This window comes from Janthinobacterium sp. TPC_1 (genome assembly GCF_056037845.1).
Map to the genome: position 1 here is coordinate 2,310,131 of NZ_CP195157.1, position 16,694 is coordinate 2,326,824.

Below are 16,694 nucleotides of genomic sequence, written 5' to 3' on the forward strand. Positions count from 1 at the left end.
CAGCGTGGCGCAGATGCTTGAGCAGGGCTTGATCCAGCATATGCGCCTGAGCAACAAGGATGTGGAGAGCCTGTTTGCCGGCAGTCCCGGAGCCGGACTCGAACCGGAAGCCGCGCGCGATCCGGAAGGCGTGTTCATCGACCTGTACCTGGCCTATGTGTCCGTGCCCACGGTGGGACGCAATCTGTTGACGGAACGCAGCTGGAACAAATTGCGCAACCGGCTAGACGAAGGCGACCACGCCATCCTCGTCATGTCGCGCGGGCGCTACAGCGTGCTGGGCGACGATTTCGTGCGCGGCACGGTGCCCGAGCGCTTGCTGCTGAAGCAGGATGGCTTGCCCATCGACATGCGCGACCTGGACCTGGAATTAAGCGTGTCGGAGGCGGGACCGTTGCCGACTGAAAATATTGCCGTCTTCCGCGTCATCAGCCAGGCTGGACTCGATGCGGCCAGTCCGCTGGCGTTCACTATGCCGGTCACGCGCAGCAAGGGTATCGTGTATCCGGAGCGCATCGCCCGCAACGTCGATTTCAGCTACCGCCTGCCTGCCGATTTTTATAGCGCGCCGCAAGGTGACGATGCCGGCTGGCGCGGCACGTGGAAGGGGCGCAAGGCCGAACTGCTGATCTTGCTGGCCGGGCTGGCGCTGCTGGCCGGCGCGCTGGCCAGGCAGAAACGTCTGGTGCGTAATGGCCGGCAATTTGCATGGTTCCGCCGCCTGTTTTTGTTGTTTACCATCGGCTTCATCGGTTATTACGCGCAGGGGCAGTTGTCGATCGTCAATATCACAGGGGTGATCCAGGCGCTGCTGGCAGGGCGCGGCCTGGGCTTTTTCCTGTTCGATCCGATGACGGTGATCCTGTGGGCTTTCGTGCTGCTCAGCCTATTCATTTTGGGGGCGCGGCACGTTTTGCGGCTGGCTGTGTCCGTTTGGCGCCCTGCAGGAATTCACGGGCAAGCTGGGCCAGTGGCTGCGCTTGCCGCAGTGGAAAATCAAGCCGCGCCTCGATGGACGTTTGAAATGGATCAAATATGGCTTGCTGGCGGCCATATTCGGCAGCAGCGTGTTTTCCAGCCAGATCACGGACAAGCTGGTGGAGCTGGAACCGTTCAAGACGGCCATCACCCTGAACTTCGTGCGGGCATGGCCCTTCGTCGCGTATGCCGTGGGTTTATTACTGCTCAGCAGTGTTTCCTACAAATTCTTTTGCCGCTACCTGTGCCCGTTTGGCGCGGCGCTGGCGCTGCTGGGACGGTTTCGCCTGTTCAACTGGATTCCCCGCCGCAAGGAATGCGGCACACCGTGCCAGACTTGCAGCCACCGCTGCGAGTACCACGCCATTGCGCCGAGCGGGAAAGTCGATTACGGCGAGTGTTTTCAATGCATGGATTGCGTGGTGATTTACGCCAGCGATGAAAAATGCGCACCCTTGATGCTGGAAATCAAGCGTGCCCGTACCATCCCGATAGTCCGGGCCACGGCAGAGGAGAGCAGCAATGCAGCGTAGAACGTTTATTTCCGCAGCGATCGGCAGCGTGGCCGGCATGGCGGGCGTGATTTTGCCTGGCAGCATGGCGCGCGGCACGGTCACGGCGTCCGGCGTGCGCCCTTATCAAGGCGCCGCGCTGGCGTTTGGCACGACGATCGCCGTCACCGTGTTGCACCACGATCAACACCAGGCCGAACTGGCCATCGAAGACGCCCTCCATGCTGCGAGGAATATCGACCGCCTGATGAGCATTTACAGTCCCGCCAGCCAAGTCTTCCAGCTGAACCGCGATGGTCGCCTGGCCCGGCCGGACACGCACCTGCTGGCCGTGCTGGCGCAGGCGCGAGCCTTGTCGCAATGGAGCGATGGGGCGTTTGATGTCACGGTGCAACCTTTATGGCAGCTGTTTCGCGCGGCGGCGGCAGACCAGGCAAGCTTACCGGAGGAAGCATTGCGCCGCGCTGCGCAGGCGCGGGTAGGCTGGCGGCAACTGGCATGGGATCGCCGCGAAGTGCGTTTTCTTCAGCCCGGTATGGCGCTGACCTTGAATGGCCTGGCGCAAGGCTATGCGGCCGACGTGGCGCTGGCGGCCGTGCAGGCGCGCGGCGTGCGGCACGCTTTGCTCGACACGGGTGAGTTCGTCGCGCGCGGGCAGCGTGCCGTGCGCCGTCCGTGGACCTTGGGCATCCAGGATCCGCGCGACGCGGAGATACTGGCGGCCACTTTGAAAGTGGAGGGGCGCAGCGTGGCCACGTCCGGCGACTACGAATGCGCGTTCACGCCTGACTTCGCGCATCACCACATCTTCGACCCTGCTAAAGGCGATTCGCCACGCGAACTGGCTAGCGTGACCGTGCTGGCGCCCACGGGCTTGCTGGCCGATGGTTTGTCGACGACCTTCATGGTGACGGGGGCCGTGCGCGCGCATGCGATGGCCGCGCAGATGCAGGGCATCGACCTGATGACCATCGACAAGCAAGGGCGGCGCAAGATGTCGCCCGGCTTTCCCCGTCTACTCTAGGCTATTTCAGATGCGGCACCTTGCGATAGATCGTGTTGCGCGACACGCCCAAGGCACGCGCCGTGGCCGAAACGTTGCCGCCGTGGGCATCGAGCGACTTGAGGATTACGCTTTGCTCCATCTCTTCCAGGTTGGCGCCGGCGGCGATCATGCGGTCCGTGCTGGCGCTGGCGGCAGTCGCTTGCGTCATCTCAATATCGTCGAGGAAATCGTCGGGCATGTGGCGCAAACAGATTTCATGCTCGTCGCCCGCCATGACGATGGCTGTGCGCAACAGGTTCGTCAGCTGGCGGAAGTTGCCTGGCCACTTATGCTGGTGGAACAGGCGCAAGATGTCCGGCGCCACCGTGTAGCGCGTGTCGGGCGCTTCCGTTGCGAGGATTTTTTTCACGACCGTATCCAGGTCCAGGTCCGTGCGCTCGCGCAGCGGCGGCAGTTTCACCACCAGGCCATTCAGGCGGTAATACAAGTCTTCGCGAAACAGTCCCTTGGCCATGCGTTCGCGCAAGTTGTGATTCGTGGCGCAAATGAGTTCCACATTCACGGTGATCGACTTGCTGCTGCCCAGCGGCGTGACCATGCGTTCCTGCAACACGCGCAACAGCCGCGCCTGCAAGCCGAAAGGCATGTCGCCGATTTCATCGAGGAACAGGGTGCCGCCATTGGCTTGCAGGATTTTGCCGATCGCGCCTTTCTTGCGCGCGCCCGTAAAGGCGCCGTCTTCATAGCCGAACAGCTCGGACTCGATCAGGGTTTCCGGGATGGAAGCGCAGTTGACGGCAATAAACGGTCCCATGGCCCGCGGCGAATCGTTATGGATGGCTTGCGCCAGCAATTCCTTGCCGGTGCCTGTCTCTCCCATGACGAGGATGGGAATATCACGCCCCAGGACTTTATTGACCTTTTCGATCACCAATTCCAGTTGCGGATCGCCCGTGCGCAGGTAGCGCAAGCCGGACAGGCGGCGCGCCGCATTGGCCGCATGGCTGGCCGGTGCAGGGATCGCCGCCGGCACGGCGTTGATATCGCTATGGTCGGTGCTGGTGCTAAAGCCGTGCTGGAAGACGCTATTGGACAGGCGCAACTGCGCGCGTCCGTACACGCGCACGCCGCTGTGCATGCACAGGTTCAGCAAACGGGCGAGGCGGTACGGTAATGGTCGTACAGGGCGGAAACAGGCAAGCCGAACAGGGAACTGAAGGTGTGCGATTGCAGCGCGGCAAATGAGAGGCCCAGCTGGAACAAGCCATTCTTGTTGGCGGATAAAAACCGCCCGCCCGGCGTGAACGAGGCGATGCCTTCCATCAAGGTGCCGATGAATTCGGGCCGCGCGTGGAAGTGCACGGTGATGGCATCTTCGAAGGTGGCGGAAAACAGCTGATTTTCGATCATCAGCGCCGACATGCGCACGAGGGCCATCGTATGCTTGTGAAAACTGCGCTGGTCGCTCGAGACGTCCAGCACGCCGATGACATTGCCCCGGTGGTCGGTGATCGGCGCGGCAGAGCACGTCAGGAAATGATTTGCAGCAAGGTAATGCTGGTCCGCATGGACCAGGGTCGGTACTTTTTCCGTGATGGCCGTGCCGATGGCATTCGTGCCGCGGCTTTGTTCCGACCATGCCACGCCCGGCTGCAGGGCGACGCGGTTGGCTTTCTCCAGGAAATCATCGTCGCCCAGCGAATGCACGATCACGCCATTGGCATCCGTCAAGATCACCATATTATGCGTGTTGACGATTTGCTGGTACAGGGTTTCCATCGCGGGCAGCGCATGCGTGTGCAGCATGCGGTTTTGCTCGATCAGCAAGGACAGGTCGGATTTGCCAGCCGGAGTAAAGTCGGGCGTGGCCGTGGGCGACAGGCCAAACGCAACTGAGCGCTGATGGGACGTTTCGATGATGACGGGGACATTGTCCTGTCCTGCCGGCAAAGAGTTCGCGTCCGCGATGGACGAAAACGGTGCGCTACGGTAAGTAGCTGACGGTTGATACATGATCTCGTTGCCTCCGTTGGGCCCTGTACTGCGGCGCTCTTTTGAATATCGAGAGTGTTCCATAATGTAGCACCTGTCACAGATGGGAGCAAAGCAAAGCGAGCCGGGCTGTCCCCAGTGTTGCTGCCAGGCCCAGAGTTGCTCCCCCTCGTTGGTTGGTGCATGTGTTCATATAAGCAATTGCAGTGCCAGGCCTATCGCCTTTGATCTGGCGCAAAAAATAGCGCTTGCGGGGTGTGCTGGGCACGGCTATAATTCGCCCCCTCGCTGAACGGCGCATGCAAATGCAGCGTAAAGTGAGAAAAAAGAAGGAGTTGACGGATGTAGTGAAATGCTTCATACTCTTCCTTCTTCGCAGCTGACAAACACAACGCTTTGTCGATAGCGCGAGAGTGGTAAATAAGCAGTACCGAATACAGTTCTTTAACAATTAACAGTCGATAAGTGTGGATATTTGATGTAGTGCAGCAGCGATCTTCGGATTGCTGTAATACTTAAAATATATCAAATGTTCACAAGAAATAATGAAATAGGCGCTACGAAAGTAGTGGCCTGTCAGTTTTTTGAGTGAGCGACCCGTCAGCAATGACGGTGCCGGTAAAACGGCAAAGTAACAGAGATTAAACTGAAGAGTTTGATCCTGGCTCAGATTGAACGCTGGCGGCATGCCTTACACATGCAAGTCGAACGGCAGCACGGAGCTTGCTCTGGTGGCGAGTGGCGAACGGGTGAGTAATATATCGGAACGTACCCTAGAGTGGGGGATAACGTAGCGAAAGTTACGCTAATACCGCATACGATCTAAGGATGAAAGTGGGGGATCGCAAGACCTCATGCTCGTGGAGCGGCCGATATCTGATTAGCTAGTTGGTAGGGTAAAAGCCTACCAAGGCATCGATCAGTAGCGGTCTGAGAGGACGACCAGCCACACTGGAACTGAGACACGGTCCAGACTCCTACGGGAGGCAGCAGTGGGGAATTTTGGACAATGGGCGAAAGCCTGATCCAGCAATGCCGCGTGAGTGAAGAAGGCCTTCGGGTTGTAAAGCTCTTTTGTCAGGGAAGAAACGGTGAGAGCTAATATCTCTTGCTAATGACGGTACCTGAAGAATAAGCACCGGCTAACTACGTGCCAGCAGCCGCGGTAATACGTAGGGTGCAAGCGTTAATCGGAATTACTGGGCGTAAAGCGTGCGCAGGCGGTTTTGTAAGTCTGATGTGAAATCCCCGGGCTCAACCTGGGAATTGCATTGGAGACTGCAAGGCTAGAATCTGGCAGAGGGGGGTAGAATTCCACGTGTAGCAGTGAAATGCGTAGATATGTGGAGGAACACCGATGGCGAAGGCAGCCCCCTGGGTCAAGATTGACGCTCATGCACGAAAGCGTGGGGAGCAAACAGGATTAGATACCCTGGTAGTCCACGCCCTAAACGATGTCTACTAGTTGTCGGGTCTTAATTGACTTGGTAACGCAGCTAACGCGTGAAGTAGACCGCCTGGGGAGTACGGTCGCAAGATTAAAACTCAAAGGAATTGACGGGGACCCGCACAAGCGGTGGATGATGTGGATTAATTCGATGCAACGCGAAAAACCTTACCTACCCTTGACATGGCTGGAATCCCCGAGAGATTGGGGAGTGCTCGAAAGAGAACCAGTACACAGGTGCTGCATGGCTGTCGTCAGCTCGTGTCGTGAGATGTTGGGTTAAGTCCCGCAACGAGCGCAACCCTTGTCATTAGTTGCTACGAAAGGGCACTCTAATGAGACTGCCGGTGACAAACCGGAGGAAGGTGGGGATGACGTCAAGTCCTCATGGCCCTTATGGGTAGGGCTTCACACGTCATACAATGGTACATACAGAGCGCCGCCAACCCGCGAGGGGGAGCTAATCGCAGAAAGTGTATCGTAGTCCGGATTGTAGTCTGCAACTCGACTGCATGAAGTTGGAATCGCTAGTAATCGCGGATCAGCATGTCGCGGTGAATACGTTCCCGGGTCTTGTACACACCGCCCGTCACACCATGGGAGCGGGTTTTACCAGAAGTAGGTAGCTTAACCGCAAGGAGGGCGCTTACCACGGTAGGATTCGTGACTGGGGTGAAGTCGTAACAAGGTAGCCGTATCGGAAGGTGCGGCTGGATCACCTCCTTTCTAGAGTTTGCACGAATCATGTAAATGATTCACGCATCAAATGTTCACACTTATCGGCTGTTAGTAAGAGAAGAAACAGTAGTCGTAGTAGCACCGCGTTGGGGCTGTAGCTCAGCTGGTTAGAGCACCGTGTTGATAACGCGGGGGTCGTTGGTTCGAGTCCAACCAGCCCTACCAGCTAATTAGTAAAATCTCAGGGGGATTAGCTCAGCTGGGAGAGCACCTGCTTTGCAAGCAGGGGGTCGTCGTCGGTTCGATCCCCGTCATCCTCCACCAAGTACTTTGAAAGTGCAAACGTAAGCCGGTCAGTGACTCAGGTTTAGGTTTGATCTTTTAGCGATCAAAGCTGTTTCGTTCTTTAACAATCTGGAAGAAGTAAAGATTATTTATTGATCGGTTTGCCGTAAAACGCGAATCGATGGGTAATGATTGTATGTATCAACAAACAAGCAACAACGTTGTACTTTCTTATCCCTGTAGCGCTCTTTTCGTTTGAAAGAATGAAGAGGCTAACGTTATAGGGACAAGCGAATAAGTGCACATGGTGGATGCCTTGGCGATTACAGGCGATGAAGGACGTAGTAGCTTGCGATAAGCTGCGGGGAGTGAGCAAACACACTTTGATCCGCAGATTTCCGAATGGGGCAACCCACCCTTTTAGGGTATTGCATACTGAATACATAGGTATGCAAGGCGAACGCGGCGAACTGAAACATCTAAGTAGCTGCAGGAAAAGAAATCAACCGAGATTCCCAAAGTAGCGGCGAGCGAAATGGGAAGAGCCTGTACGTGATAGTCGGACCGATAACAGAATCCTCTGGAAATAGGAGCCATAGCGGGTGATAGCCCCGTATGTGAAATCGGACCGGTGGTACTAAGCGTACGACAAGTAGGGCGGGACACGTGACATCCTGTCTGAATATGGGGGGACCATCCTCCAAGGCTAAATACTCGTAATCGACCGATAGTGAACCAGTACCGTGAGGGAAAGGCGAAAAGAACCCCGGAAGGGGAGTGAAATAGATCCTGAAACCGTGTGCATACAAACAGTAGGAGCGGACTTGTTCCGTGACTGCGTACCTTTTGTATAATGGGTCAGCGACTTACATTCAGTGGCAAGGTTAACCGAATAGGGAAGCCGTAGAGAAATCGAGTCCGAATAGGGCGATCAGTCGCTGGGTGTAGACCCGAAACCAAGTGATCTACTCATGGCCAGGATGAAGGTGCGGTAACACGCCCTGGAGGTCCGAACCCACTAATGTTGAAAAATTAGGGGATGAGCTGTGGGTAGGGGTGAAAGGCTAAACAAACTTGGAAATAGCTGGTTCTCTCCGAAAACTATTTAGGTAGTGCCTCAAGTATCACCATCGGGGGTAGAGCACTGTTATGGCTAGGGGGTCATTGCGACTTACCAAACCATTGCAAACTCCGAATACCGATGAGTGCGAGCTTGGGAGACAGACGTCGGGTGCTAACGTCCGGCGTCAAGAGGGAAACAACCCAGACCGCCAGCTAAGGTCCCAAAGATTGGCTAAGTGGAAAACGAAGTGGGAAGGCTAAAACAGTCAGGATGTTGGCTTAGAAGCAGCCATCATTTAAAGAAAGCGTAATAGCTCACTGATCGAGTCGTCCTGCGCGGAAGATGTAACGGGGCTAAGCCAGTCACCGAAGCTGCGGATATTGTTCTGTGATTTATCACAGATATATATGGTAGGAGAGCGTTCTGTAAGCCTGCGAAGGTGTCTTGTAAAGGATGCTGGAGGAGGTATCAGAAGTGCGAATGCTGACATGAGTAGCGATAATGGGGGTGAAAAGCCTCCACGCCGTAAGCCCAAGGTTTCCTGTTCAACGTTCATCGGAGCAGGGTGAGTCGGCCCCTAAGGCGAGGCAGAGATGCGTAGCTGATGGGAAGCAGGTTAATATTCCTGCACCGTCGTATGATGCGATGGGGGGACGGATCGCGGAAGGTTGTCCAACTGTTGGAATAGTTGGTTTTTGGCTCATAGAAGGCACTTAGGCAAATCCGGGTGCGGAATTCAAGGGGTTGAGACGAGTGAACTTGTTCACGAAGCAATCGGAAGTGGTTCCAAGAAAAGCCTCTAAGCTTCAGTCATACGAGACCGTACCGCAAACCGACACAGGTGGGCGAGATGAGTATTCTAAGGCGCTTGAGAGAACTCGGGAGAAGGAACTCGGCAAATTGGTACCGTAACTTCGGGAAAAGGTACGCCCCGGTAGCTTGATTGGTTTACTCCATGAGGGTGAAAGGGTTGCAATAAACTGGTGGCTGCGACTGTTTAATAAAAACACAGCACTCTGCAAACACGAAAGTGGACGTATAGGGTGTGACGCCTGCCCGGTGCTGGAAGATTAAATGATGGGGTGCAAGCTCTTGATTGAAGTCCCAGTAAACGGCGGCCGTAACTATAACGGTCCTAAGGTAGCGAAATTCCTTGTCGGGTAAGTTCCGACCTGCACGAATGGCGTAACGATGGCCACACTGTCTCCTCCCGAGACTCAGCGAAGTTGAAATGTTTGTGATGATGCAATCTACCCGCGGCTAGACGGAAAGACCCCATGAACCTTTACTGTAGCTTTGCATTGGACTTTGAACCAATCTGTGTAGGATAGGTGGGAGGCTTTGAAGCGGGGACGCTAGTTCTCGTGGAGCCAACCTTGAAATACCACCCTGGTTTGTTTGAGGTTCTAACCTTGGTCCGTTATCCGGATCGGGGACAGTGCATGGTAGGCAGTTTGACTGGGCGGTCGGTCTCCTCCTAAAGTGTAACGGAGGAGTTCGAAGGTACGCTAGATACGGTCGGACATCGTGTTGATAGTGCAATGGCATAAGCGTGCTTAACTGCGAGACTGACAAGTCGAGCAGGTACGAAAGTAGGACATAGTGATCCGGTGGTTCTGTATGGAAGGGCCATCGCTCAACGGATAAAAGGTACTCTGGGGATAACAGGCTGATTCCTCCCAAGAGTTCATATCGACGGGGGAGTTTGGCACCTCGATGTCGGCTCATCACATCCTGGGGCTGTAGCCGGTCCCAAGGGTATGGCTGTTCGCCATTTAAAGTGGTACGTGAGCTGGGTTTAAAACGTCGTGAGACAGTTTGGTCCCTATCTGCCGTGGGCGTTGGAAATTTGAAGGGGGCTGCTCCTAGTACGAGAGGACCGGAGTGGACGAACCTCTGGTGTACCGGTTGTCACGCCAGTGGCATTGCCGGGTAGCTAAGTTCGGAAGAGATAACCGCTGAAAGCATCTAAGCGGGAAACTTGCCTTGAGATGAGATTTCCCAGAGCCTTGAGCTCTTTGAAGGGTCGTTCGAGACCAGGACGTTGATAGGCTGGGTGTGGAAGTGCAGTAATGCATTAAGCTAACCAGTACTAATTGCCCGTACGGCTTGTCCCTATAACCTTAGCAGGTACAGAGGATAAGACGGTACAACGTTGCGTGTGTGTTGATACACCAATTCATTACCCTTAATCTTTGCTTCTTCCAGATTCATGGCTTTGTCGCTCCACTGAGGACAAATGCCGGTACAAGTTATGCCTGATGACCATAGCAAGTTGGTCCCACCCCTTCCCATCCCGAACAGGACCGTGAAACAACTTTGCGCCGATGATAGTGCTGCAACCAGTGTGAAAGTAGGTTATCGTCAGGCTTGTTATTTGGTGAAACAGCCCCCGGCTGTTCCACCTAGAGAAAAACCCGATCAGCAATGGTCGGGTTTTTTTTCGTCTGGCGGTTTTTTGCCATAAAATCGCCATTTTTAGTCCCATCTTCAGGCAAATTCCTATATAATTCGCCTCCTCAGATCTAATGGTTTGCTGCCCCGTCGGGAGCAGGCTGTTGAAAAAGTTATGCCTGATGACCATAGCAAGTTGGTCCCACCCCTTCCCATCCCGAACAGGACCGTGAAACAACTTTGCGCCGATGATAGTGCTGCAACCAGTGTGAAAGTAGGTTATCGTCAGGCTTGTTATATAAAAAAACCCCGCATCAGCGGGGTTTTTTTTCGTCTGTGGCATTCATCGGACTAGATGCCCCAGGTGATGCTTTCGCCTTCCGCCTTGGCCGAGCGCAGCATCTCCATCAGAGGATAGGCGCGCTGCGAAAAATGCACTTTTTGCGCGCGCGCATGGGCACCCGTTTCACCATCTTCCAGGGTTTCCGGCGTATGCGCATCGTGTTCAATGTCATTTTCCGGATGTAACTTGCTTTCCGCGACTTCTTTTTCCAGCAGGGCCAGGGCATCGCCCGCTTCCGCTGGCGTGATGACGCCGCGCGTGGGGTTCTTGTGCAGGATGTCGAGGATGCGCTGGGCATGTTCCTGGTACATCAGCACTTCTGGGGAGGATTTGGATTTGAATGAGATCAACATAAGCGCTTTCTGAAACTTGTTGTTAGTGTCGAAACAATATCACGACTTGAAATGTCGCACAGGCCGTCCGATTGCCCGGATTGCACAATTGCAAGCCGGATAGAGTCATCTGTTGGACAACGCACGTATTTACAAGGGCTGGCTCACCGTGAAAGCAGCTATTTAAGCGATCATTAAGTCTCAATCCAGTTTCACCGAGTCCATGAAGGTGTCGATGGTTTCACGCGACAGTTTGTTTTCTTCACCGAGAATGATGATCTGGAAGATGCGTTTGTCCTGCGCCACAAAACGGCCGACCAGCAGGACAGGCTTGCCTTGCTGCGTCCCCGTCGCCTCGACGCTCAGCGAGCTGCGTTGATGGCTGCCGGCTGCCGTGCTGGTGGCAGCCGAGGCCAGCTTTTCGCTGCGCACGACGCCATTGATATTTTTCAGCAGCGCCGTCTTCATGGCGGGCAGGGCCGCTTGCGCCTGCTCCGTGCTGTCGAGTATGGCACTGCCGATGGCGAAGGTAGCGCCATCGACCTCGCTGGCCGTCATGGTCAGGCTGACTTTCTTGCCATCGAGATCGATTTCGCGCGTCAGCACGGCCGGCTTGCCTGGAAACAGGGCCGTGAACTGGGCGTCAGGGCTGCGATAGTCGCGCCAGTCGAATTTCGGACTGCAGGCGGACAGGATGCTGGCGGCCGCGAGCGTCGTCAGCAAGAGGGCAAGTGATGTTTTTTTCATCAGCAGATGGTAGCAGCGCCGCCAATCGCGCGCAATCGCGCACGTGTGGCGTTCACTGGCAGCCTTATATTTCACGCAGCACGCGGCGGTACTGGATCGCTTCGGCAATATGCGGCTGTGTGATGGCAGGGCTGCCCGCCAGGTCCGCGATGCTGCGCGCCACGCGCAGTACCCGGTGATAGGTGCGCGCCGACCAGTGCAGGCGCGTCATGGCGCCATGCAGCAACTGTTCGCCATGTGGCTCCAGGCGGCAATGCTGTTCGATTTCCGTGTTGCTCAGCCTCTGGTTCGCTTTACCCTGGCGTGCCAGTTGCAAGGCATAGGCTGCCGCTACCCGTGTGGCGATCCGCTGCGTGGATTCTCCGGCACCGGCTTGGCGGCCCAGCGCCGCCGGCGGCATGGCGGCCACTTCAATCTGCAGGTCGATACGGTCGAGTAGCGGGCCGGACAGGCGATTGTGATAACGGAGCACGGCGTCCGGCGTGCAGCGGCAACGGCCGGACGCGTGGCCCAGATAGCCGCACGGGCAGGGATTCATGGCAGCGATCAACTGAAAGCGGGCAGGAAACTCGGCCTGGCGGGCCGCGCGCGAAATGCTGATGACGCCCGATTCCATGGGCTGGCGCAGCACATCGAGCACCCGGCGCTGGAATTCGGCGATTTCGTCGAGAAACAGCACGCCACAGTGGGCCAGCGAGATTTCGCCAGGCCGCGGCACGTTGCCGCCGCCTACCAGGGCCACGCCCGATGCCGTCTGGTGCGGGGCGCGGTAGGGCCGCCGCTTCCACTGTTCCACCTTGAAGTGGCCGCCCAGGGAATGCACGGCGGCCGATTCCAGTGCCTCTTCATCGCTCATGGGTGGCAATACGCCAGGAAAACGGCTGGCCAGCATGGTCTTGCCTGCGCCCGGCGGCCCCACCATCAGGACGTTATGGCCGCCCGCTGCCGCCACTTCCAGCGCCCGCCGCGCCTGTTGCTGCCCTTGTACGTCGGCAAAGTCGGGATACGGGAAAGCGGGGACAGTCAGCATGGGCTGGTGGCGCTGCAGGGCTGTCTGGCTGGCATGCGCGGCAAAGTGCGCGCAGACCTCGAGCAGGCTGTGGGCGGGATAGATGCAGGCATCGCTGACCAGCGCCGCCTCGTCCGCGCGTTCGCTGCTGCGGCAGGATGAAGGCGCGCGGTACGCCGCTCTTGCCGCGTTGCATGGCAAAGGTCATGGCCAGGGCGCCGCGGATCGGGCGCAGCTGGCCCGACAGCGACAGTTCGCCGGCAAATTCGTAGTGGTGTAATTGGTCGCCCGGTAACTGGCCGGAGGCGGCCAGGATGCCCAGCGCGATGGGCAAGTCGAAGCGGCCCGATTCCTTGGGCAAGTCTGCCGGCGCCAGATTGGCCGTAATGCGCCGCGCCGGCATCTCGAAGCCGCAGTTTTGCAGCGCGGCCCGCACGCGGTCGCGCGATTCTTTCACTTCCGTATCGGGCAGGCCGACGATGGTAAAAGAAGGCAAGCCATTGGCGAGGTGGACTTCGACATTCACCTCGGGCGCCTCCATGCCGGCCAGGGCGCGGCTTTTCAGGACTGCCAGACTCATCAGACCCCCTGCACCGCGAACGCGGGCAGTATCAGTCTAGCCCTTGCAACAGTCTGAAGCTTGATGTGTGCCAGCAAGGCTGCCGATTGCGGTGCCTTGCCTGCCCTGCATTAAGCCTTCGGGTCGTTCAGGCGTGTTTCCAGTTCGATCAGGCGCAATTCCAGTGCATCGAGCTTGGCGCGCGTCTTGGCCAGCACTTGTGCCTGGATATCGAATTCTTCGCGCGTGACGAGGTCCAGGCGGGCGAAACCCTGGGTCATCATCGATTTCACGTTTTTCTCGATATCCTTGGCCGGCGAGTTCTCGATGGCTTGGTGGATCTTGCCTTGCAAGTCGTTAAAGAAGGTATTCATGTCCATGGTCAGTCCTTTTATGGTGCGGCATGTGCATCGCACCATTGCGGTGCACAGCAGTGTTAATCTGGTGCGAAAATAGGCAAATCCACAACGCTCCAGCAGCGTATTCCCGCATGCCCAGCGGCTTGCAGGGTATGTATGGACGGAAATGCACCTATCAAGGTAGCAATATAGCTGGCACGTATTCTGCTAAAGAAGGTATGAACGCTTTGTGATCTCCAGCCAAGATTTTAAACCTCAACCGCTTTAAAAGTTCAATAAAAGGGAATCGCCATGAAGAATCTGTCCAAGAACATGACTTTAGCAGCCGCATTGACGTTGGCCATGACCGCCCTGAGCGGTAGCGCCATGGCCCAGGATGCAGTGGCGGCGCCTGCTGCGGCCGAAGCCGTTCCTGATAACGTGGTGAGCTACAACGTGGCGCTGACCAGCGACTACCGTTACCGCGGCATCTCGCAAAGCCGCCTGAACCCGGCCATCAGCGGCGGTGCCGACTATACCCATAACCCGACGGGCCTGTACGTGGGCACCTGGCTGTCGAGCATCAAATGGATCAAGGACGGCGGCGGCGATACGAATCTGGAATGGGATATCTATGCCGGCAAGCGGGGCGAGATCAGCAAGGATTTCACCTATGACGTGGGCGGCCTGTATTACTTCTATCCATCGAATGGCTTGAGCACGAATGCGAACACCTTCGAGCTGTACGGCCAACTGGGCTACGGCCCGATGTATATCAAATACTCGCATTCGACCACGAATCTGTTCGGTGTCGCCGACAGCAAGAACAGCGGCTACCTCGACGTGGGCGCCAACGTCGAGGTGCATGATGGCTACATGCTGAACCTGCATGTGGGGCGCCAGAAAGTCGAGCACAACGATGCCCTCAGCTATAACGATTACAAGATCGGCGTGACCAAGGACTTCGGCATGGCGACCGTTTCCCTGGCGGCCGTCAAAGCCAACATCACGTCGCTGGCACCGAATGGCAAGAATCTGGCGAAATCCGGTCTCGTGCTGACCGTGTCCAAAACCTTTTAAGCGAGACTGCCATGAAAATGATTACCGCAATCATTAAACCGTTCAAACTGGACGAAGTACGCGAAGCTTTGTCGGCTATCAATGTGCAAGGCATTACCGTCACCGAAGTCAAAGGCTTCGGCCGCCAGAAAGGCCACACGGAACTCTACCGTGGTGCTGAGTATGTCGTCGATTTCTTGCCAAAAACCAAGATTGAAGCGGCCGTCGATGACGCCATTGTCGACCAGGCCATCGAGGCGATCGAAGGTGCCGCGCGTACCGGTAAGATCGGCGATGGCAAGATTTTCGTCTACAACCTGGAACAGGTCATCCGCATCCGTACCGGTGAAACCGGCAACGAAGCGCTCTAAGGGGAATATCGATGCGTAAAAATATAACAAAATTGCTAGCTGGGTTTGCCTGTCTGTGTGCGTTTGGCGTCGCCACGCCGAGCTTTGCCGATGCTCCCGCCAAGACGGAGGCCGCCACGACGTCGGCCGTCGCCGCCCCCGCCGTCACGCCCGCGGCTGACGCAACAGCGCCGGCTGCCGCCGCTCCGGCCCCGGCCGCTGCCGCGCCAGCCGCCGCGCCCGTTGCCAACAAGGGCGATACCAGTTTCATGATGATTTCCACCTTGCTGGTGATTTTGATGACCATCCCCGGCCTGGCCCTGTTCTACGGCGGCCTGGTGCGCTCGAAAAACATGCTGTCGGTGCTGATGCAAGTGTTCATGGTGTTCGCGCTGGTGATCGTGCTGTGGTGCATTTATGGCTACTCGATCGCTTTCACGGAAAAAACCGCCTTCTTCGGTGGCTTCGACCGCCTGTTCCTGAACGGTATCTGGGACCCGGCCAAGGGCACGTTTGCCGCCGCCGCCACCTTCAGCAAGGGCGTCGTCATTCCCGAGTTCGTCTTCGTGGCCTTCCAGGGCACGTTTGCCGCCATCACTTGCGCACTGATCGTCGGCGCCTTTGCCGAGCGCGCCAAGTTTGCCGCCGTGCTGGCCTTCGTCGTGCTGTGGTTCACGTTTGCCTACCTGCCGGCCGCCCACATGGTCTGGTTCTGGACCGGTCCTGACCTGATCACCAACGCCGCCACCTCGGCCAGCGAAGCCCTGAAAGCGGGCTGGATCTGGCAAAAAGGCGCGCTGGACTTCGCCGGCGGCACCGTGGTGCACATCAATGCCGCCGCCGTCGCCGGCCTGGTGGGCGCCATCATGATCGGCAAACGCGTCGGCTACGGCCGCGAATCGATGGCGCCGCACTCGCTGACGATGACCATGATCGGTGCGTCGCTGCTGTGGGTGGGCTGGTTCGGCTTCAATGCGGGTTCGTCGCTGGAAGCGGGCGACGTGGCGGCATTGGCTTTCGTCAACACCTTGCTGGCCACTGCTGCCGCCACCCTGTCGTGGGTACTTGGCGAATGGATCAGCAAAGGCAAGCCTTCCATGCTCGGCGGCGCATCGGGCGCCGTGGCCGGCCTGGTGGCGATCACCCCGGCGGCCGGCTTTGTCGGCCCGATGGGCGGCCTGGTCATCGGCTTGCTGGCCGGTATCGTCTGCCTGTGGGGCGTGAATGGCCTGAAACGCCTGATCGGCGCCGACGATTCGCTCGACGTGTTCGGCGTGCATGGCGTGGGCGGTATCCTCGGCGCCTTGCTGACGGGCGTGTTTGCGGCACCGCAACTGGGGGCGGCCAGGGCATCTTCGACTACGTCACCAACAAGATGTCGGCCGACCCGTATTCGATCGCTCATCAGGTGTGGGTGCAGGCGCAAGCGGTCGGTACCACCATCCTGTGGTCGGCGCTGGTCTCCATCGTCGCCTATAAGCTGGTCGACATCGTCATCGGCTTGCGCGTACCGGAAGAAGAAGAGCGCGAAGGCCTCGACATCACCAGCCATGGCGAGCAAGCATATCATGGCTAAATAGCAATGTTCTGGCATGCCCGCGC

The 16,694-nt window shown here is 57.3% G+C and carries 7 protein-coding genes, 2 tRNA genes, 4 rRNA genes and 3 pseudogenes; 11 read left to right on the forward strand and 5 right to left on the reverse strand.

Annotation, left to right across the window (positions count from 1 at the left end):
- The first annotated feature begins 923 nt into the window (after positions 1-923).
- A complete protein-coding gene (locus tag ACQVLG_RS11330; RefSeq protein WP_474295623.1) occupies positions 924-1,511 on the forward strand; it encodes a 4Fe-4S binding protein in 588 nt (195 codons plus the stop codon).
- A complete protein-coding gene (locus ACQVLG_RS11335; RefSeq protein WP_474294595.1) occupies positions 1,501-2,514 on the forward strand; it encodes an FAD:protein FMN transferase in 1,014 nt (337 codons plus the stop codon). Before ACQVLG_RS11330 ends, ACQVLG_RS11335 begins: the two co-directional genes overlap by 11 nt.
- 1 nt (position 2,515) lies before the next feature.
- Here ACQVLG_RS11335 and ACQVLG_RS11340 read toward each other — a convergent pair.
- Positions 2,516-4,509 (reverse strand): annotated as a pseudogene (locus ACQVLG_RS11340) (sigma-54-dependent Fis family transcriptional regulator).
- Between the two features lie 622 nt (positions 4,510-5,131).
- Between ACQVLG_RS11340 and ACQVLG_RS11345 the strand changes: the two are divergent.
- From ACQVLG_RS11345 to rrf (ACQVLG_RS11370), 6 genes are all read left to right on the forward strand, one after another.
- A 16S ribosomal RNA gene (locus tag ACQVLG_RS11345) occupies positions 5,132-6,661 on the forward strand.
- A 100-nt stretch (positions 6,662-6,761) separates the two neighbouring features.
- A tRNA-Ile gene (locus ACQVLG_RS11350) sits at positions 6,762-6,838 on the forward strand.
- Between the two features lie 19 nt (positions 6,839-6,857).
- Positions 6,858-6,937 (forward strand) — tRNA-Ala (locus ACQVLG_RS11355).
- 245 nt (positions 6,938-7,182) lie between these two features.
- A 23S ribosomal RNA gene (locus tag ACQVLG_RS11360) occupies positions 7,183-10,078 on the forward strand.
- A 140-nt stretch (positions 10,079-10,218) separates the two neighbouring features.
- A 5S ribosomal RNA gene (gene rrf, locus ACQVLG_RS11365) occupies positions 10,219-10,331 on the forward strand.
- A gap of 202 nt (positions 10,332-10,533) precedes the next feature.
- Positions 10,534-10,646, forward strand: a 5S ribosomal RNA gene (rrf, locus tag ACQVLG_RS11370).
- The 16S, 23S and 5S rRNA genes sit together here with 2 tRNA genes alongside, the layout of an rRNA operon.
- Positions 10,647-10,706: 60 nt before the next feature.
- On the opposite strand, the gene ACQVLG_RS11375 is transcribed toward rrf (ACQVLG_RS11370), so the two are convergent.
- From ACQVLG_RS11375 to ACQVLG_RS11390, 4 genes and pseudogenes are all read right to left on the reverse strand, one after another.
- Positions 10,707-11,051: a DUF1840 domain-containing protein gene (locus ACQVLG_RS11375; protein ID WP_071325465.1), complete on the reverse strand. Its 345-nt coding sequence runs from the start codon at positions 11,049-11,051 to the stop codon at positions 10,707-10,709.
- A 180-nt stretch (positions 11,052-11,231) separates the two neighbouring features.
- Entirely contained in the window at positions 11,232-11,777 is a 546-nt protein-coding gene (locus tag ACQVLG_RS11380) for a hypothetical protein (protein ID WP_474294598.1), read from the reverse strand.
- 64 nt (positions 11,778-11,841) lie between these two features.
- Positions 11,842-13,366, reverse strand: a pseudogene (locus ACQVLG_RS11385) (YifB family Mg chelatase-like AAA ATPase).
- 110 nt (positions 13,367-13,476) lie between these two features.
- Complete coding sequence (locus ACQVLG_RS11390; RefSeq protein WP_035824443.1) at positions 13,477-13,725, reverse strand: accessory factor UbiK family protein; 249 nt, start codon at positions 13,723-13,725, stop codon at positions 13,477-13,479.
- A 270-nt stretch (positions 13,726-13,995) separates the two neighbouring features.
- Here ACQVLG_RS11390 and ACQVLG_RS11395 point away from each other — a divergent pair, with 270 nt between their 5' ends.
- From ACQVLG_RS11395 to ACQVLG_RS11405, 3 genes and pseudogenes are all read left to right on the forward strand, one after another.
- Positions 13,996-14,763 carry a TorF family putative porin gene (locus tag ACQVLG_RS11395; protein WP_474294600.1) on the forward strand — a complete coding sequence of 256 codons (768 nt, stop codon included), beginning with the start codon at positions 13,996-13,998 and terminating at the stop codon, positions 14,761-14,763.
- Positions 14,764-14,774: 11 nt separating this feature from the next.
- Complete coding sequence (locus tag ACQVLG_RS11400; protein ID WP_010393464.1) at positions 14,775-15,113, forward strand: P-II family nitrogen regulator; 339 nt, start codon at positions 14,775-14,777, stop codon at positions 15,111-15,113.
- An 11-nt stretch (positions 15,114-15,124) separates the two neighbouring features.
- A pseudogene (locus tag ACQVLG_RS11405) lies at positions 15,125-16,668 on the forward strand (ammonium transporter).
- Positions 16,669-16,694 lie beyond the last annotated feature (26 nt).